The sequence below is a fragment of the Bacillus sp. FSL W8-1141 genome (genome assembly GCF_038593205.1).
GTDB classification, from domain to species: Bacteria; Bacillota; Bacilli; order Bacillales; family Bacillaceae; genus Bacillus; species Bacillus altitudinis.
On sequence record NZ_CP151973.1, the window covers coordinates 1,922,282 to 1,939,906 of the forward strand.

The 17,625-nt window shown below is 41.0% G+C and carries 18 protein-coding genes; 5 read left to right on the plus strand and 13 right to left on the minus strand.

The window, feature by feature from the left end; all coding sequences use genetic code 11:
- Positions 1 to 5: 5 nt before the first annotated feature.
- On the minus strand, positions 6 to 1,343 hold the full coding sequence (xylA, locus tag NSQ52_RS09620) for a xylose isomerase (RefSeq protein WP_268360963.1): 1,338 nt from the start codon (positions 1,341 to 1,343) through the stop codon (positions 6 to 8).
- Between the two features lie 213 nt (positions 1,344 to 1,556).
- Here xylA and NSQ52_RS09625 point away from each other — a divergent pair, with 213 nt between their 5' ends.
- Entirely contained in the window at positions 1,557 to 2,717 is a 1,161-nt protein-coding gene (locus NSQ52_RS09625) for an ROK family transcriptional regulator (RefSeq protein WP_035703222.1), read from the plus strand.
- 46 nt (positions 2,718 to 2,763) lie between these two features.
- On the opposite strand, the gene NSQ52_RS09630 is transcribed toward NSQ52_RS09625, so the two are convergent.
- From NSQ52_RS09630 to csaA, 3 genes are all read right to left on the minus strand, one after another.
- Positions 2,764 to 4,371 carry a glycoside hydrolase family 43 protein gene (locus tag NSQ52_RS09630; RefSeq protein ID WP_159145746.1) on the minus strand — a complete coding sequence of 536 codons (1,608 nt, stop codon included), beginning with the start codon at positions 4,369 to 4,371 and terminating at the stop codon, positions 2,764 to 2,766.
- Positions 4,372 to 4,396: 25 nt separating this feature from the next.
- Positions 4,397 to 5,788 (minus strand): MFS transporter, encoded by a 1,392-nt coding sequence (locus NSQ52_RS09635; RefSeq protein ID WP_024718316.1) that lies wholly within the window; start codon positions 5,786 to 5,788, stop codon positions 4,397 to 4,399.
- Between the two features lie 517 nt (positions 5,789 to 6,305).
- Positions 6,306 to 6,638 (minus strand): chaperone CsaA, encoded by a 333-nt coding sequence (csaA, locus tag NSQ52_RS09640; RefSeq protein WP_017367427.1) that lies wholly within the window; start codon positions 6,636 to 6,638, stop codon positions 6,306 to 6,308.
- Between the two features lie 267 nt (positions 6,639 to 6,905).
- Here csaA and NSQ52_RS09645 point away from each other — a divergent pair, with 267 nt between their 5' ends.
- The gene (locus NSQ52_RS09645; RefSeq protein ID WP_007500681.1) at positions 6,906 to 7,385 is read left to right on the plus strand and encodes a hypothetical protein; all 480 of its coding nucleotides are present in this window, start codon (positions 6,906 to 6,908) and stop codon (positions 7,383 to 7,385) included.
- On the opposite strand, the gene NSQ52_RS09650 is transcribed toward NSQ52_RS09645, so the two are convergent.
- From NSQ52_RS09650 to NSQ52_RS09680, 7 genes are all read right to left on the minus strand, one after another.
- On the minus strand, positions 7,382 to 9,007 hold the full coding sequence (locus NSQ52_RS09650; protein ID WP_268440219.1) for a YndJ family protein: 1,626 nt from the start codon (positions 9,005 to 9,007) through the stop codon (positions 7,382 to 7,384). The genes NSQ52_RS09645 and NSQ52_RS09650 overlap by 4 nt on opposite strands.
- Complete coding sequence (locus tag NSQ52_RS09655) at positions 9,000 to 9,605, minus strand: DUF4166 domain-containing protein (RefSeq protein ID WP_135009153.1); 606 nt, start codon at positions 9,603 to 9,605, stop codon at positions 9,000 to 9,002. The genes NSQ52_RS09650 and NSQ52_RS09655 overlap by 8 nt, the downstream gene beginning before the upstream one ends.
- Complete coding sequence (locus tag NSQ52_RS09660; protein WP_058336751.1) at positions 9,568 to 10,449, minus strand: hypothetical protein; 882 nt, start codon at positions 10,447 to 10,449, stop codon at positions 9,568 to 9,570. The genes NSQ52_RS09655 and NSQ52_RS09660 overlap by 38 nt, the downstream gene beginning before the upstream one ends.
- Positions 10,450 to 10,600: 151 nt before the next feature.
- Positions 10,601 to 11,173, minus strand: coding sequence for a TetR/AcrR family transcriptional regulator (locus NSQ52_RS09665; RefSeq protein ID WP_008346533.1), 573 nt, complete (start codon positions 11,171 to 11,173; stop codon positions 10,601 to 10,603).
- 3 nt (positions 11,174 to 11,176) lie between these two features.
- Entirely contained in the window at positions 11,177 to 11,896 is a 720-nt protein-coding gene (locus tag NSQ52_RS09670; protein ID WP_160757594.1) for an MBL fold metallo-hydrolase, read from the minus strand.
- Positions 11,897 to 11,934: 38 nt separating this feature from the next.
- Positions 11,935 to 12,411 carry a GyrI-like domain-containing protein gene (locus NSQ52_RS09675; protein ID WP_046526860.1) on the minus strand — a complete coding sequence of 159 codons (477 nt, stop codon included), beginning with the start codon at positions 12,409 to 12,411 and terminating at the stop codon, positions 11,935 to 11,937.
- 53 nt (positions 12,412 to 12,464) lie between these two features.
- Positions 12,465 to 13,388 carry a YafY family protein gene (locus NSQ52_RS09680; protein ID WP_342473276.1) on the minus strand — a complete coding sequence of 308 codons (924 nt, stop codon included), beginning with the start codon at positions 13,386 to 13,388 and terminating at the stop codon, positions 12,465 to 12,467.
- A gap of 118 nt (positions 13,389 to 13,506) precedes the next feature.
- Here NSQ52_RS09680 and NSQ52_RS09685 point away from each other — a divergent pair, with 118 nt between their 5' ends.
- Positions 13,507 to 14,031: a mother cell-specific membrane sporulation protein gene (locus tag NSQ52_RS09685; RefSeq protein ID WP_144665611.1), complete on the plus strand. Its 525-nt coding sequence runs from the start codon at positions 13,507 to 13,509 to the stop codon at positions 14,029 to 14,031.
- Positions 14,032 to 14,066: 35 nt separating this feature from the next.
- On the opposite strand, the gene czrA is transcribed toward NSQ52_RS09685, so the two are convergent.
- A complete protein-coding gene (gene czrA, locus NSQ52_RS09690; RefSeq protein ID WP_007500691.1) occupies positions 14,067 to 14,396 on the minus strand; it encodes a Zn(II)-responsive metalloregulatory transcriptional repressor CzrA in 330 nt (109 codons plus the stop codon).
- A gap of 187 nt (positions 14,397 to 14,583) precedes the next feature.
- Here czrA and NSQ52_RS09695 point away from each other — a divergent pair, with 187 nt between their 5' ends.
- Together NSQ52_RS09695 and NSQ52_RS09700 are read left to right on the plus strand one after the other, a co-directional pair.
- Positions 14,584 to 15,909: an APC family permease gene (locus NSQ52_RS09695; protein ID WP_017359483.1), complete on the plus strand. Its 1,326-nt coding sequence runs from the start codon at positions 14,584 to 14,586 to the stop codon at positions 15,907 to 15,909.
- 97 nt (positions 15,910 to 16,006) lie between these two features.
- Positions 16,007 to 16,669 carry a lysozyme family protein gene (locus NSQ52_RS09700; protein ID WP_017359484.1) on the plus strand — a complete coding sequence of 221 codons (663 nt, stop codon included), beginning with the start codon at positions 16,007 to 16,009 and terminating at the stop codon, positions 16,667 to 16,669.
- Positions 16,670 to 16,703: 34 nt separating this feature from the next.
- Here the strand turns inward: NSQ52_RS09700 and prpB are convergent, their stop codons facing one another.
- Complete coding sequence (gene prpB, locus NSQ52_RS09705) at positions 16,704 to 17,621, minus strand: methylisocitrate lyase (protein ID WP_047946562.1); 918 nt, start codon at positions 17,619 to 17,621, stop codon at positions 16,704 to 16,706.
- Between the last annotated feature and the right edge of the window lie 4 nt (positions 17,622 to 17,625).

Sequence of the window (17,625 nt, forward strand, 5' to 3'; positions counted from 1 at the left end):
CTCCATTAATCTTCTAACAAATATTGATTCAATCTGGCTTTCAGCTGTTCCTCTCTGCCAGATTCGTTTCTGATGAGCGGATGTTTCAGTGCATATTCTTCTAATGTATGAAAGTTTGCCGTTCCTTCTGAAATCTCCCGCCCAATTCCTTCAGAAAAACTACGGTACCGGTGCTTGATCACATCTTCAAACACACGGTCTTCTATGAGTCTATGAGCCACCCGCAGCCCTTTTGCGAATGCATCCATCCCCGCAATATGGGCATACAGAAGATCTTCCAGTTCAAAGGAGGCTCTTCTGACTTTTGCATCAAAATTGAGACCGCCTGTTCCAAGTCCGCCATTTTGCAAAATTTCATACATGGCGAGTGTTGTGGCATATAAATCCGTTGGGAATTCATCTGTGTCCCAGCCTAGAAGGGAGTTTCCTTGGTTGGCATCAACGGAACCGAGCAGTCCATGAATTCTTGCTACACGCAGCTCATGCTCAAACGTATGACCCGCTAATGTCGCATGATTGGCCTCGATATTTAATTTAAAGTGTGTATCCAATCCATATTGTTTTAAAAAGGCGATTGATGTCGCTGCATCCGTATCATATTGATGAGTTGTCGGTTCCTTCGGCTTTGGTTCAATTAAAAATTGACCTGTAAATCCAATTTCTTTTGCATAATCCACCGCCATATGCAAAAAGGTCGCCAAATGGTCAAGCTCTCTTTTCATATCTGTATTCAGTAGTGTGTCGTAACCTTCTCGTCCTCCCCAGAAAACATAATTTTCTGCGCCGAGTTCCTTTGCTGTTTCGATGCCCTTTTTCACTTGTGCGGCTGCATAGGCAAATACATCTGCATGACAGGATGTCGCTGCACCGTGAACAAATCTTGGATGCTTAAACATATTAGCCGTGTTCCATAGAAGCCGAACCCCGCTTTGCTGCATGTAATCTTTCATTCTTTCTATGATGATGTCTAACTGCTGATTGGTCTCTTGGAGCGTGTCGCCCTCTGGTGCAATATCACGGTCATGGAATGAAAAATACGGAACATCCAATAGATCAAAGAGCTGAAAAGCCACTTCCAATCTAGCTTTCGCCAAATCCATTCCACTATAAGAATCCCAAGCTCTTTTCATCGTGCCAGTTCCAAACATGTCTGTTCCATCAGCAGTCAGTGTATGCCAATAAGCGACGGAAAATCGCAGGTGTTCTTTCATTGTCTTTCCGCCAATCATTTCGCTCGGATTATAATATTTAAATGCGAATGGGTTCTTTGAATGTTTTCCTTCATATTGAATGTTGCCAATCCCCTGTAAACTACTTAACGAAGTCATATTTGATTTGACCATAAGTGATTCCCCCTATATATTCACTTAGTAAGTTGATTCAACAAACGAACGAACGAGTTTACCAACTAATCTCTTTGAATTTTCCATATTTTTTAGTTTTTTAGAAATATTTTCGTTATAATAAAATGAAAAGCATGTTTTATAGAGAATGAACACGATAAAAAGTGGCTTTTCTTCACTTAATCTAAAGACGAAACAAATGGAGTGGATACAATGGATATTGCGGATCAGAACTTTGTGAAAAAAATAAATCAAAAGCTATTGCTAAACGAAATTCTGCACCATGCACCAATTTCCAGAGCAAAATTATCTGAACGCACTGGGTTAAATAAATCGACCGTTTCTTCTCAAGTGAGTACATTAATGAAAGAACATCTTGTTTATGAAATCGGTCAAGGCGAATCTAGCGGCGGAAGAAGACCCGTGCTCCTCATGTTTAATAAACGTGCAGGTTACTCTATCGGCATTGATGTCGGTGTTGATTATGTCAACGGCATTTTAACAGACCTTGAAGGGTCGATTATTCATGATGAGCAGCTTAAGCTCCCATCCAGCACACCTGATGTGACCGTCCGAATATTAATTGAATTGATTCAGCAGTTACGTTCACACATTCCTTCTTCTCCATACGGGCTGATTGGTATAGGGATTTGTATACCAGGTCTGGTCGATGCAGATGAACAAATTGTGTTTACGCCTCATTCAAAATGGAAAAATGTCGATCTGAAAACAAGTCTCCAAGACACATTCCAAGTACCGGTTTTTATCGAGAATGAAGCAAATGCCGGTGCGTACGGTGAAAAAATCTTCGGTGCTGCTAAACATTATGACCATCTGATCTATGCAAGTATCGGCACTGGTATTGGAATAGGCATCATTATCAATCATCATTTATATAGAGGCACAAACGGTTTTTCTGGTGAAATGGGACATATGACGATCGACTTTAATGGACCGACATGTAGCTGCGGAAATCGTGGTTGCTGGGAACTGTATGCATCTGAGAAGGCACTGTTCCAATCGCTCCAAACAGATGGTCAGCCATTCACCTATCAAGATATTGAGCGGCTGGCGAAGTTAAATGATATGAAGACACTCAATGCCTTGCGTAACTTTGGCTTTTACATTGGGGTAGGTCTCACAAACGTTCTGCATACCTTCAACCCACAAGCCGTTATTTTACGAAACAAGGTCATTGAATCTGAGCAGGCCGTTCTGAGTGTCATTCAAGATGAAGTATCCTCTAGAATGGATGCACAATTCAGCTCACGGGTGGAGCTGCTTCCTTCGTCATTAGGACAAAACGCACCAGCCTTAGGGATGACATCTCTTGTCACTGAAGCTTTTTTGCGTGATGTCACGCCTTCACCATAATGGAATACATGTTAAAGAGAGACAGCCTTTAGAGTGTTGTCTTTTTTTATTCAGTTGTTTCTTCGTATCGAAAATACTTAAAATCGGCAGGCAGACGTTCGCCGCTTGTGTCTTGGCACTGCATTCCGACAAAAGCCCCTGTAAAGAACCCCCCTCCTCGAATAAAATCATCTGATAAATGAGTCGATTCAAGCGGTATATCTATTTTTTTCCACTCTTGTTGATCAAAAGAATAAGAATACGTGTACGTCTCTCTCTGAACGGTCACTTTTAAATACACATACGGAATCTCGTCTGGGATGATGATTTTTTTAATTAGCGGCTGAGAAAAGGCCAGATTTTCACACACAGATAACTCAAGGATACGGCCAAGCGCCTCGTCATAAGTCACCTGAAGTGCAGTCCAATTTTCCGTATTATAATAATTCACAAGACCTGCCGCTTGCTGAAAGTTTTTCGGAAAGAAGGAAACCGCTGTCTCTGCTTCAAAATAAAAGCTTTGCCAGCGCCTCGCAACAAACGCTTGGGTAAATTTAGACGTTAAAGATTCCTGCCCATACAGCCTTAAATGATGAGGATTTTCCGTCACTGAACCAATCTGATCCGTAAATGGGATTCTTAATGTTTGAAAATGTCTATTTAACGATGAATCTTTAAATTCATCGACTATGTGATAGGTTGGAGAGAACTCTTTTACGCTCATCGCAGGCGCTTCAACCTCTAGGAGCCCCTCTTTTCCGCCTACCACATACGGCCAGCCATCTTTCCATTCAAGCTTTTGTATGGCTGTCTCTCTTCCTAAAGGGCACCAGCCTCTTTGCTGAAAAATGGATTCCTTCCTTGAATGAATTGGGCGGCCAGTCAGATGAGCCATATACCATTCATTTGTATGCGTTTGTACAATGGAAGCATGCCCGCATTTTTGTAGTGGATGGCTAGGCGCGTGAAAAGCCGTTAAAATTGGGTTGTCAGGATGAACCTCGTACGGCCCATCAATACGCGAGGAACGGGCGATTGTGGCTGCATGTTCGTAACGTGTTCCCCCTTCAGCTGTTAATAAATAATAGACATCATTGATGTAATAAAGATGCGGGGCTTCTGTCAGTTTGATTGGCGTGCCTTTAAAAATGACCTTCCGCTCACCGACCAGTTTTTTTTCAGATACACTATATTCCTGCAAGGCTATACCTGCAAAGGAGTGATGTTTTTCTCGATGGTCCCACAGCATATTCAACACGTATTTCTTTCCGCTTGGATCATGGAACAAGGAAGGATCAAACCCAGAACTATTGAGCCGAACCGGATCGCTCCACTCGCCATCTACTTCGTCAGCTGTGACCAAATAATTATGACCATCCTTAAACGGACCATCTACTACTTTAATATCTGAATAAATGAGCCAAAACTGACCATCCGCATAACTTAAACACGGCGCCCAAACCCCGCCGGAATCAGGATTTCCTTTCATATCGAGTTGAGAAGTTTTTTGCAAGGGACGCGCGGCGAGCCGCCAGTGGACGAGATCCTTCGAGTGATAAATTTGCACCCCCGGGAACCATTCAAATGTAGAAACCGCCATGTAATAGTCCTCTCCCGCACGGCAAATACTTGGGTCAGGGTTAAACCCTTTGAGCACTGGATTAGTAATCTTCAATTGAACTTCCTCCTCTTTCAGAGAACTACATTTTAAAGTCGTCCATATGATCGATATACACCTTGTCTCTATTCTCAAGCTCTCGTACGACTTTTTTATGTTTTTCTTCATCTAGGTTATAAAAATTAATATCAACCATCGCTAAAATTAGTAAGCATACAGGAATCACCGTTGTCGTGATTAAAATGCCCAGTAAAGCTTCTGGTGTTTGCACTTGATTTGCAATATAACCAAATCGGTCAAGGACAAGCCCTGGAACGATGCCGCCTAAGGCCATCCCAAATTTAAAGAAGAAGCCAATCACTGCGTAGATCAGTCCACCCATTCTTTTCCCTGTTTTATATTCACCATATTCAACGGTTTCAGGAATGAGTGCCCACATGTAAGCACCTGCTGTAATACTCCCTGCAGCCGCAACGAGCCTGAAAACAAGTATTAAAGTGATTTGACTCGGCGGGATCACAAGTAATGCAAGAAGGCCAACAATATTCAGCAATAATGAATAATTCAGCAGCTTTTTCTTTCCTAACAACTTGTGCAGCTTAGGAATAAACGGCAACACCATTAAAGCTGGCAGACTGCCAATCAGGCCGTACCACTTCACTAAATCTTCTCTGCCGAGGTTATACGTCACATAATAGATACCGACTGAGTTGCTGATCGAGTTCACACCAAAGATAATGATAAAGAAAATGCTTAGCACAACAAGCGGACGATTCACTCGTAACTGGACAAAGAGATCACTGAACTTGATCTTTTCCTCTGGCTTTTGAAGCGTGACGCGCTCATTCGTACTTTTAAAACAGAAAATCAATAATCCGCCCCCAAGTACACCGAGAAATGCCATCGTGATCTGCCAGCCAAGTGCTGTATTTCCTGTTGTATCACTCAAAAACGTCGCAAGAAACGGAACAAAAAAAGCAACAACTAAACCACCGAGATTTGCAAAAAGCATACGAACAGACGTAATACTGACGACCTCTTGGTTATTTCTTGTCATTGCGGAAGTTAAAGCACCATAAGGAACATTGATGAACGTGTATGTAAGCGATAAACCAACATACGTGATGTACGCATAAATGAGTTTTCCCATTTCGGAAAAATCCGGTGTCGTAAAACAAAGAATGGCAAGAACGGCAAAAGGTAACGCACCAAATAACAAATAAGGTCTAAACCGGCCAAAACGGCTGTTCGTTCGGTCAACCATCGCCCCAATAAACGGATCTGCAAGCGCATCGATGGCCCGAACCACCAAAAACATTGTCCCTGCTGCTGCTGCTGATAATCCATAGACATCCGTATAAAAAAATAATAGATACGTAGAGACAGTTGCATAAATTAAATTACATGCGAAATCTCCTGAAGCATACCCCACTTTTTCAGACATACGAATCTTCTTTAAATTCTCACTCACCATGAGTTTTCTCCCTTCTTCACTTAGCCTCTTCTAACGGACAGATGGTGCAGGGCAGCAGCAATCAATAGGTCGAAAATAAAGCGCTTTCAATTCGTTGTAAAAATGAAGCTGAACATCTCTTTCTTTCAGCTTAGCCCACATAGCAGCAAATCATTCGCTTTACACAATAGATCAATAGATGATCGACATCTTAGTTTATCGATTAAACAAACTAAGATGAATTCATTTTATAAAATATGATCTGACTTTTCAATATTTTTTGAAAAAATAATCCAAATAATTGATTTCTTGTCATTTTTTCTATGATATGAGGATATGAACCTTCTTTTTTTCTTCCAAAAACAAAGAGAACTCAAATAATGGTTGCATTCATACCAATCCCATGCTATATTAATCAAGCGATGAGCTGAATTGTGTAAGTCGGGTAACACGTCTCTTTGAGACACACACGAATGTGGCGTGTGGTTATTCCGCCTCAATACGCAAAAGACATCTTCTGATGAAGATGTCTTTTTTCTTACCCTATTTTGGTGCCATTTTCAACCGGCTCATCGGTGGCAAGCAGGACAACGTCTTCTTTTGACGGCATGCCTCCTAAGACAAGCACCTCTGATTTAAACCCGGCAATTCTTCTTGGCGGGAAATTGACCACTGCAATAATTTGTTTCCCAGTGAGATTCTCAGCCTGATAACGTTTTGTCAGCTGTGCACTAGATTGTTTTATGCCAATCTCATCCCCAAAGTCAATCTTCAGCTTGAAAGCAGGCACTCTTGCTTCTGCAAAAAATTCTGCTTCTACTATCGTCCCAACGCGAATGTCTAACGCTAAAAACTGTTCAATATCTGCCATTAGAATCTCTCTCCCTTTCAATCTTTCATAAAAAAGGTCACATTTTTCTTCTGCTGGATGACCACTTGTCTTCCACTAATTTCTTTATTGTAGCACACCCTACTCTTCTAAAAGAAAGGGTTAAAAAGCCTATTCATTGAAAATCCTTTTTAGTTTACATAATGATTTTATAGTAGTCTATTAAATATTTGCATCATGAAAATGAATTCGGTAAAATGGCAAATAATCCTACTGCTTCCTCTCGAATATTTCAGGGAGGGTTAACACTTGTTTACATTATCAGATATGTGGACGTTTTGCTGGTCGTTTTTCGTCATTCTTCCTATCGTTGCCATCTTGCATCAGCTGGGTCACATTGTAGTCGCCTGGCTGTTTGGAGCAAAGGTTTCGTTTGCGCTTGGCAGAGGCAAAAAAGTATTGAAAATAGGCGTCGTTGAAATTAGAAGAATCTATTTTCTAGATGCATTTTGCCACTATGAAGAAATGAGGAGAAATAACCGTTTCTCACACATTCTTGTCTACTTAGGCGGATCATTATGCAACCTGCTCAGTGTTCTCATATTGAACACAATGATCGCCAACGATTTCCTGCCAGAACATCAATTTTTCTATCAATTTGCTTACTTCTCAGTCTACTATGTATTTTTTGCTTTACTGCCAGTACAGTATGCAGATCATCATCCGAGTGATGGGCAAGCGATTGTGAACATCATTCGGCACGGTGAACCATGTGACATCATTGATTAAGATGAGTGGCTTTCACTGTCGATTTGATACTGAATCGTTAAAAAAGGAATACCGAATAGCTTCATTTGATGAATTGCTGTGAGACTTTTTTCCGTCTCCGGTTTCATATGAAAGCTTTCTTCCATTGGCAGTTTCATGGTGATGAAAGACGTATGCAAATACAATCCTTCATCACCCGTACTGCCTTTTGGACTTTTACTTTTTAATAGAAAATCTTCCTTTTCATTCAAAGGTTTTAAAATAGCCGTAAGCTGTGAAAAAGGAAGCGGCAAAGCAATATTCATATAGACTGTCTCTTCATCATGGTGCTGAGCATAGAGCGCATAAAAGACTTGCTCGCCTTTCTCATTGCGCCTGATCCACACACGTACATTCTTCCTTTCTTCAAGAGGATGTTGAAATCTTGAAAGACTCCCCGGCATTTCATATGGCATTCGTGATGACCCTAAATAGAGCTGTCCTATTTGTCTAAAAACAGGTTGAAGCAAAAAGACAAACGGCCTTACCCACCAATGAAAACAGACGGCTGCTTTTAACGTAAAGGACATCGGGTCCTCATAAAATCTGCGAATAACCGGTGACACACTCTCTGCTGAAAATGCCTTTCCATTTAATTGGTCAAGAGAATCGACTAAACCAATCTTCTCATCATGCTGCATGTCGTCATGTTGAAAAGACATGATCTGAAAACGACCGTGAACTCTCGATACCGGAAAATCCTTCTGTTTCAATCGATCAGCTGGTCTTTCAATCAACCATCCAATGAGGCCTGGTAAAATAACCAAACTTGCATTGATACTGCCATGAAACCAAATCATTTGATCCATGCTGATGTAGGTAACATGTAAAAGCATTCCGGCAGAATAAAGGAATGATAGGACGATCGTTCCCATTAACATGATGCTAGAAAACACAACAAACCCTTTTGCGACAGTTGAACGAAAAGAAGTTTTCATACACAAAATTCCATACAAATAAAGTGCGATCACATACAAAATGACGCTGAACGTATCAAACAGGCGAGAATAGCTGATTCCAACAGCTATCATCACTGGCGACAGTAAAATAACCCAGCCACCCACTTTGTATAGCGTCGTCTCTTTTTTCCGCTGCCTTCCTAATAAGCCATAAAAGATTGGGATAAAAAAAGCCGAATAATGAAAATGAATAGCTGTCAAAAGAACAATCATCGGTGAAAATGTCATCACTTGTATATCTGCTATGTACAGCCAGAACCAAAGCCCACCTAGAGCGATATACATACATGCGCCATCGATCATCAGCTCATGAAGCGGATGAGCCCCTCTTTTCAGCAAACGGGTGAAACCAAATAAAGCCAGAATCATTGTAAAGAAAAGCCATCCCAATGCAAGCCAAAGAGAATGATAGATGAATGCGCCTGTTGCACATAGAGCTGCTACTGGAAAGGCTTTCATTATGAAACCGATCAGCCCCTTCTGCTGCCGTTTCTTCTCTTCCTGATAAAAAAAGTGTAAGAAAGCGGGAAGAAAAAATAAAATCGCAATCAAAACAAAAAATTCTGGTATGGGAGCTGTCGTCAAACGTGTAAAGAGAAAGCAGGACATCAACACGATGCTACACATCAAATGCCATTTATTCATAAGGTGACACCCTTTCCGTAAACCGGCCCTTATAAGTAAAAAGAGTGCCAAAAAGGCGATTTTTCACTTGAACATCAATCGTATACTCACCTGCACGCTCATCGTACCCTTCTGTTACATCAGATTCACCATAAAGCCAAGAAGGGAGCGGCCACTCCCGCCCAAACAGCAAAAACTTTTGCTTACCTGATTGAATGTGCAAGAACCCTTTTTCCGTGACTGTAAAATGAAGCTCTGACACAAGAAGCCTAGGTTTTCCAAAGTAGTCCAGTACTTGATGGCTCTTCTGATCAATGATCATATCTGCATCAAAATGTCTTTCCTTGTCAGGAAAATAGAACGTTCGAAACCAGTGCATCCCTTCTTCTCCCTTACTTGTCGTAAAAGGCTTGTTCACAATTTGGAAGGGAATATTTCGCCCTCTTTCAGGAAAAAAACAGCGAAACAATGGGCCGATTTTGAATAACAATCGGATGAGCTTTGTCCCGCCTCCTATTTCCTCCATGATGCCTTCGGCCGTAAACGCGCGGTTATAACGTTCTTTTAATGTTGGATGCAGCTTATCGTAGTCCTTTACTTGATGATGATGAACGACCATGTCTACCCCCCCTTTTTCGTTTGATCGAAAACACATCTACACAATCTTTTAAGTTGATCATTCCTGCAACAGATAAAATCAAAAATGCACTCAGCACCAGCGGCTCGTGCAGAGTCGTTTCTGGCGATAAAATCCCTATACCAAGCATCAGCAACAGAAAGATGCTTTGAAGGATGAATATATATTTCTTTGGCAGTTTAGGCATGAGCCATGATACACCTAATAGCGCATAAAACAATCGAAATCCGGTGCTATGTTCAAAAGCAGAAGGTGAAAAAGGAATGATCGCTTGACATAACCAGACGATAGCAAACAACAAACAAATGCCATAATGGGCAAGTGTTCTCTCTAGCAGCAACCGGGGATGCGTGCCCTTTTCAAGCCACGTCTTTAATGCGCCAAAGCTAAAGGCAGTCATAAACCCCATCATTGGTCGAAAAAACAAACGGTCTGCCCATTTCCACCCTTTTCCTTCCTTTGTTTCATAATCAAATTGCGTTTGAAACACAATGTGATCATTCGTTTTCATGTATTTCCAATACCCTCCGCCTTCTTTGATGAAAGACAAAGGGTGTGATGATTTAAATTGAAGTGAGGATGCTCTTTCATGACGCTCATCCTTCACGCTCGTTCGATACGCTCCTGTCCCAGTTACACTAATGCCGAATCCAAGGTGTTTCTCATACAAAAAGGATTGGGGCTGTTCATCACTAGGTCCATTTAATGAAATGGTCGAAAATCGCAAATCCCATTGTTCATGAAGCTTTGGATTTTGCGTATACTCCCATACTTTTTCAATAGGTGCTTGAATGGTTGTTTCCACATAAACAGGCTTTCTTTTCATCTGCCTCTACTCCTCTATGTGAATTATTTCACATAATAAGCATACCATGTTTCACAAAACTGTCAAATCTTTATTGGTTTTTTGCCCAAAAAATGTTTTGATTTGTTTACATCTCCTTCATCATATCGGTTCGATACATAAAAAAGACCTGTCAATGAGACAGATCTTCTTGCTCTTTGATGCCTGCAATATAAAGACGGACCGCATAGCTCACACTATCTTCAAGCTGTTCTTTCCGTTGAAATCCTTTTTTGTTTGAAATATCTCCAAAACCGTGCAGTAAGCTTCTGAGCCCTCTCACGACATGCGTCATGTCCTCTTCTTTTACACCAAAACGAGACATGATGGATTGGACAAAATCAGCAAGATTCTCTGCAGCCACACTGACTTCTTTTTCATTCATATGTGAAAAAGCAGCCTCATAAAGACCGGGATGCTGACGAACAAATTGAACATATTGTCTTGCAAATGCTAAAACAGCGTCTTCTTTTTCCAGCCCCGCTGTTACTTGTTTGCCGGCCTCACAAAGCATTGTCAGCCCCTTGACAGCAAGAGCTGCCTGTATTTCATGAAGACCAGATATATGGTTGTAAAGAGATGGTGGTCTGATGTTAAGCCGTTTGGACAATGTAGCAATAGTCAAAGCGGAAAAGCCCTCTTCATCGACAAATTCGATGGCAGATTCAACAATTTTTTCTTGTGTGATACCCATTCTTGGAGACATGGCTTACTGTCCCCCCTTTTGTAGCTGCTGCTTCCTTTTTTCGATAGCGGCTCTGAGCTTTGCCTCAGGCTCTATGATGAGATCACCATGCCCTGCTGCGAGACAAGACAAGGGAAGTGCCAGTAATTTTTCAGCGCTTTTTAGTGCTGTTTCTGCATCCCAAGTGGCAAAAGCCGGGAATGGGAAGGTGAAGCGAAACTCACCCGTTACAAATAAACCGCCTTTTGTCACAACTGCATCACCCGCAATGACAACCCCTGACTTTTCATCGTATAAAGAGATGCTTCCTGGTGTATGTCCTGGTGTGGCAATGACTTTCAGGGACCCAATCTCGTCCCCTTCTTCAACAAGCACGTCTGGTTTTGTGTGAATGTCTTTTGAAAAACTGCCTTTGACTTTTTTCTCTGGCTCACCAGGAAGTAAAGAGAAATCGCCAGCAAACAGGCGAGCATCTCGTTTCGATAAATAAACAACTGCCTCTGGAAAAGCCTTTTTCACTTCATCTAGTGCGCCAATATGATCCATATGACTATGAGTCAGAATAATTTTTTTAATGGGTTTGTTTAATTGATGTGCAAATTCAATTATCGAGCTTGCTGCCATTTTCAAAGCTGCATCAATTAAGATGAGTTCATTCTCTTCCTCAAATACATAACAATTTACCGGAAAAATACGCGGCATTAATGTAAGCTGGTGCAAACGGTCAAATGTTGTCAATCTCATCTTGTTTTCCCCCTAAAACTAATGTCGTTAGTTTTATATTAACTAATATCATTAGTTTTAGCAACTATTTTTTCATCGACAGCAATATAAATATCAATTTGCGCTTCTTTTGGATCAATCGATCGTTCGTCGTACCATTCAAAATCGCCAGTATATGTTCGCAAATAACGCTGATCCCAACTCCAAATCTGCTGCCATGTTTCAAACACAACCTCTTCAATCGGGCCCTTTCTCGTTTGAAATCTTGCGTAGGTGGAGCCTGGAATCTCTTTTGCATCTTGTGCTAGCTGCTGGTCAACCAATTGCCCCGCTGTGAACAAATAAGCACCATTTTCATCCTTTTCATAATCTGAATACAGCCCTATGACTGGCGCATGTCCTCCGCGAAGCTGCTGCGTGAAAAATTGCTGCCAAAGCGGTGCAATCTTCCGCTCGTTTGTTTGCTCCATTTCGTTTGTTGTTCGAACAGATAATCCCTTGATCCATTGTTTCTGTAAAATCACGATATCGTACATACATTCTCATCTCCTTTTTTCCATCATATAAAAAGAAACCTGACAACATTGTGTCAAGTTCCTTTTGGTTTTTGAAATTGTTTCAACTTGAGATCAAACGCTTCCCGAACGGATGGCGGAGAGACAATCTCGATATCTGGCCCTAAATAAAAAAGAAAGCTATATAACCAATCATCCTGAGGCAACGTGATTGTGGCAAGATACGTACCATCTGCACATACGGTGAATTCATTTTCATCTATCCATTCCTTCACTTTACCAACAGAATCTTCAGTCAACCTGAGCGTTAGTGTACTGACGGAAGGTTCTTCGTGCCAAGAATCATTCCAAGGCTTTTCTTCATTTTTTATTCGTTTAGAAAGAAAGGATACTGAATGCGTGATAAGGTCTGACATTCTTTTGAGTTTAAACAGGCGAAACGCTTTTTTCACGCAGCAATACGCATACAAATACCAGTGTCTTCCTTTTAAGACAAGTGTATAAGGCTCTACTTTTCTAGGAAGTGTTTCGCCTTTTGCATTGCGATAGGTGAACTGGATATATTGATGCGCTGTGGCAGCGGTATGAATGAGCTGGAGCTTCTTTTCTAAATAGCTGTCTTTCCCCCAAGAGCTTAAATCAATAAATACATGTTGCTGTTTTTCATTTTGAGGCGGGATCAGGGATTTCATTTTCTTTAGTACATGTTCACTTTCTTTAAAGGTGTATGCACTCGTAATGCTTTCAAGAGCTGTTAAAATCAGTTCAATATCATCATCAGTGAATAATTTTTTCTCTAGACGATAGTCGTCAACGAGTGAAATTCCACCCCCTGCACCTTGTTTTGTGACAACTGGAATCCCCGCTTGATTGATCGTATCAATGTCACGGTATATGGTTCTCACGCTCACTTCATGTAGTTCAGCTAGGTCTTTCGCCTGTACTTGCCGTTTGCTAATCAGTATCATCACAATGGACAAAATGCGATCAATTTTCATGACTTTTCCTCTTTTTCATAAATATAGGTTTTGATTTGATAAAAAAAGAAAGAATGGTAATGATAAGTAACAGCCAGCATTCGTTTACATCCCTGCCTGTGCAGGAGGAGGTTGCATCATGACACATTACGTATGGCAGTTGTTCATGATCGGGATCGTCATGCTCGTCTGGATCATCATTCGAATGAATCGAATGAGACGCTATCAGCTTGTGCGCCCGGTAAATCTTTTCATGAGAATGTATGTATTTAGTCTCACTGCCCTTATTCTCTTATCAGAAGGATGGCAAAATCACAGTATTTTTATCTATGCCGTCATTGGCATGATCTTCGGGAGCAGTCTCGCCATTCACGCCTATCAGACGATTCAGATGAAATTAGAAAATGGCCGGCTGTATATGAAAACAAGTAAATGGATTGAAAGCTTTATTTTATGTTTGTTTTTATCTAGGCTTGCATTTAAATCGGTCAATCTCACAACACATGCGATCACCAAAATGGATATCGTTGAATTGTATCAGCATATTGTCAGCGATGATGCGCTGACAATACTCAGCTTTTTCCTTCTAGCGGCTTACTATATTGTGTTTTCTTATCAAATGATGAAAGCAAATAAACGATCAACCCAAGTACATCATGCATAAAAAACCTTCCTATATAAAAGTAGGAAGGTTTTTTCTCAATCATGCTGTGCATGGTGTATCATTTGTTCAAGCACTTCCATCACATGCTGATCTTCAGGACTGTAAAAAATCGAGGTCCCTGCTCGTCTAGATTTCACGAGACGAAGATTTTTTAAAAAGCGCAGCTGATGAGATACGGTTGATTGCATAAGGTTTAGTGTTTCTGCTATATCATTTACTGAATGTTCACCTTGAGACAGCAAATGCAGAATACGAATACGCGTCGGATCAGATAAGGCTTTAAATGTTTGGGAGACAAGAAATAGACTTTCTTCGTCCAGCTCCATCCGTTCCTGTTCTTGATTTGTATTCAGTTCTTCCTTCATTTCGCTTCACCTTTCTTGTCAGTCAACTCACGACTTATTCTATGTATCATCATATACCAAAACGTGTAGCATGCAAAGCTTCCACACCTTTTGAAAAAAGATTTATTCAAATAGCATTGACACGTGGTAGCATTCTTTTTAAAATGAGCATTATTTATTCATTTTTTTAGAGGAGCTGATAGGCAAATTGACTGAAGAGCCAAGACTAAAACGCAGCCTGACTGTTTTTCCACTTGTTGTGATCGGGCTTGCTTATATGGACCCACTTGTCGTATTTGATTCATACGGCATTGTTGCTCAGCTGACGAAAGGACACGTTGCTGCAGCTTATATCTTTACTTTACTGGCATTACTATTGACAGCGCTTAGCTATGGGAATATGGTGAAGGCTTTTCCAAAAGCAGGATCTGCATATACATACGCGCAAAAAAGTATTCATCCTCACGTCGGTTTCCTTGTAGGCTGGACACTATTGCTGGACTATTTATTTTTGCCTATGGTGAATTTTGCAATCGGAAGTGCATATTTAACCGCAGCCTTTCCTGATGTACCTCATTACATTTGGATCATCATACTTGCTATCGCCATAACGACTGTCAATGTGATCGGTATACGTCTTACAGCCAACATTACAGCGCTATTTGTGACCTTTCAGGTGATTGTCGCTGTGACATTTGTTGGGTTTATTATTTATGGGCTCACGCAGCATGCAGGCACGGGAGAGATACTGTCAACCCGTCCGTTTTATTCAGCGAGCTTAGATCCCGCCCTTATTTTTTCCGGCGCGACGATTTTATGTTTTTCTTTTCTAGGATTTGATGCGATTTCGACCATGTCTGAGGAAACAATTAAACCAAAAAGAACAATTCCTCTCGCCATATTTTTAACGGTCGCTATTGGAGGTGTGCTGTTTACCCTCACCTCTTATTTTTTACAGCAGGTGTTTCCAAATTTTCAACAGTTCAAGCATCCAGATGCGGCATCACTTGAAATTGCAGAATTTGTGGGCGGCGCGTTTCTCCACTCATTCTTTTTAGCCGGCACCATGGTCGCTGTCATCTCTTCCTCCCTATCATCACATGCGAGTGCCGCAAGACTCTTGTATGCGATGGGAAGAGATCAATCATTACCAAAGCGTTTCTTCGGTTATATTCACCCAACATTGAAAACGCCTGTATTTAATATTTTATTAATTGGTGTTTTTTCGTTAACCGCAGTTGTTGGTGAGCTTGAGGTCATTTACTCGTTTATCAGCTTCGGGGCATTAATTGGATTTACGTTTGTTAACTTGTCTGTTTTCGCTTACTATTTCATCAAACAAAAACAAAGAGGTGTATTAAACACACTGAGGTATGCCATCATCCCTCTTTGCGGAACGGCTTTTTGTATTTGGCTCTTAACAAGCATCAGTACAAATGCATTAATCATCGGCATGGTGTGGCTCATGATCGGTTTTGTTTATTTCTGCTATAGACTGAAAACAAGAACAGAATTTACGTTTGGCTATGATTGAATATAAGGTTTTCACTTGGTATCCTGTGCAGGATATGGCATAATATAAAGGCTGTACTTCCCTTTTAAAAGCGGGGCAAAACAGGGGTGAACTGACCTTGAAAAAGAAAAAAACAGGATGTTTTGCCATTTCAGGCTGTTTCACGATTTTTCTGTTTGTTTGCGTATTAGCGGCCATTGTCATTTCCTTTAATCAAAAGGAGTTAAAAAAGCTGCCGATTGATACGGAATCAATTGTTTTGTCGAGACTGGATGATTACAAACCGCTTGTAGAAACAGAGTTAAGAGATCAAGATTTAGATCAATATACCGCGTTAATTCTCGGTATGATGTATCAAGAATCAAAAGGCAGAGGCGGAGATCCAATGCAGTCCTCTGAATCTCTTGGTTTGAAACGAAATGAAATCAATGACCCTCAGAAAAGCATTAAACAAGGAGTCCATCATTTTTCAACCATGTACAAGCATGGGAAGAAAAAAGGCGTTGATTTGGAAACCATTATTCAAAGCTATAACATGGGAATCGGCTATATTGATTTTGTTGCAAAAAACGGGGGAAAACATTCCGAAAAATTGGCAAAGCAATACTCCAAAAAGCAAGTGAAGCGAAACCCTGAAGTCTATACATGCGGGGGCGACAAAGATAACTTCCGCTATCCGTATTGCTACGGTGATTTCACTTATGCTGAAAAAGTAAAAGAAAAAACGAAAACAGTTGAAGAAAAGATGAAATTGGCTTCATCATCCACACCATCATCGTAAAAAAAGCACTTCCGTTTAGGAAGTGCTTTTCATTTTATGAATGCTCTTTCCCGATTTCCGGCAGGATCGTTTTGGCTAAATGCTGATCCATTTCTTCATATTCATCATAATGAATCGTTTCATATAGCTCCTTTCTCGTTTGCATGTCCTCCAGCATCCCCTGCTGCGTCCCCTTTTCTTTAATCTCTATAAATAAACGCTCATACGCTTTTGCAGCAACTCTCAGGGATGACACTGGATAAATCACCATTTGAAAGCCAAACATAGAAAATTCGTCTGCATGATAATAAGGTGTTTTTCCAAACTCCGTCATGTTTGCAAGAAGCGGCCCTTTTATATTGTTTGAAGCATACGTGAAATCTTCTGCTGTAATCAGCGCTTCAGGAAAAATGGCATCTGCTCCTGCTTCTAGATAGAGATTCGCCCGGTGAATGACATCCTCCATCCCGTTTACTGACTTCGCATCTGTTCTTGCGATGACGAGAAGTGTAGGTGCCGCTTGTTTGATCGCTTTGATTTTCGCCATCATGTCTTCTACAGAAACGAGTGATTTTCCGTTTAAATGTCCGCATTTCTTCGGCATTTGCTGATCTTCAATTTGAACAGCCGCTACCTTGCTCTCCACCATTTCTTTTGCTGCCCTGGCTGCATTTAATACCCCGCCATAGCCAGTATCCATATCAACTAAAAGAGGCAGCTGAGAAGCTCGAATGATTTCCTTTGCCTTTTCCGCCATTTCAGTGGAATGAATCATCCCGAGGTCAGGAAGCCCTTTGCTTGCGCAAAAAGCGGCACCCGATAAATAAAGCCCTTGAAATCCCATTTTCCTCGCATAGAGCGCAGACATTCCATCGTGAACGCCTGGAATTTGAAATAAAGCGGATTTGTGCATTTGCTCTTTAAAAGCTGCGGCTAAGTCAGCTTGATTTACTTCATCATTCACGATCCACACACTA

What these genes read in the sequence shown, in the direction of transcription:
- xylA (WP_268360963.1), bottom strand. Translation starts at nt 1,343, where the DNA reads ATGGTCAAATCAAATATGACTTCGTTAAGTAGTTTACAGGGGATTGGC.
- NSQ52_RS09625 (WP_035703222.1), top strand. Translation starts at nt 1,557, where the DNA reads ATGGATATTGCGGATCAGAACTTTGTGAAAAAAATAAATCAAAAGCTA.
- NSQ52_RS09635 (WP_024718316.1), bottom strand. Translation starts at nt 5,788, where the DNA reads ATGGTGAGTGAGAATTTAAAGAAGATTCGTATGTCTGAAAAAGTGGGG.
- csaA (WP_017367427.1), bottom strand. Translation starts at nt 6,638, where the DNA reads ATGGCAGATATTGAACAGTTTTTAGCGTTAGACATTCGCGTTGGGACG.
- NSQ52_RS09650 (WP_268440219.1), bottom strand. Translation starts at nt 9,007, where the DNA reads ATGAATAAATGGCATTTGATGTGTAGCATCGTGTTGATGTCCTGCTTT.
- NSQ52_RS09655 (WP_135009153.1), bottom strand. Translation starts at nt 9,605, where the DNA reads ATGGTCGTTCATCATCATCAAGTAAAGGACTACGATAAGCTGCATCCA.
- NSQ52_RS09660 (WP_058336751.1), bottom strand. Translation starts at nt 10,449, where the DNA reads ATGAAAAGAAAGCCTGTTTATGTGGAAACAACCATTCAAGCACCTATT.
- NSQ52_RS09665 (WP_008346533.1), bottom strand. Translation starts at nt 11,173, where the DNA reads ATGTCTCCAAGAATGGGTATCACACAAGAAAAAATTGTTGAATCTGCC.
- NSQ52_RS09670 (WP_160757594.1), bottom strand. Translation starts at nt 11,896, where the DNA reads ATGAGATTGACAACATTTGACCGTTTGCACCAGCTTACATTAATGCCG.
- NSQ52_RS09675 (WP_046526860.1), bottom strand. Translation starts at nt 12,411, where the DNA reads ATGTACGATATCGTGATTTTACAGAAACAATGGATCAAGGGATTATCT.
- NSQ52_RS09680 (WP_342473276.1), bottom strand. Translation starts at nt 13,388, where the DNA reads ATGAAAATTGATCGCATTTTGTCCATTGTGATGATACTGATTAGCAAA.
- NSQ52_RS09685 (WP_144665611.1), top strand. Translation starts at nt 13,507, where the DNA reads ATGACACATTACGTATGGCAGTTGTTCATGATCGGGATCGTCATGCTC.
- czrA (WP_007500691.1), bottom strand. Translation starts at nt 14,396, where the DNA reads ATGAAGGAAGAACTGAATACAAATCAAGAACAGGAACGGATGGAGCTG.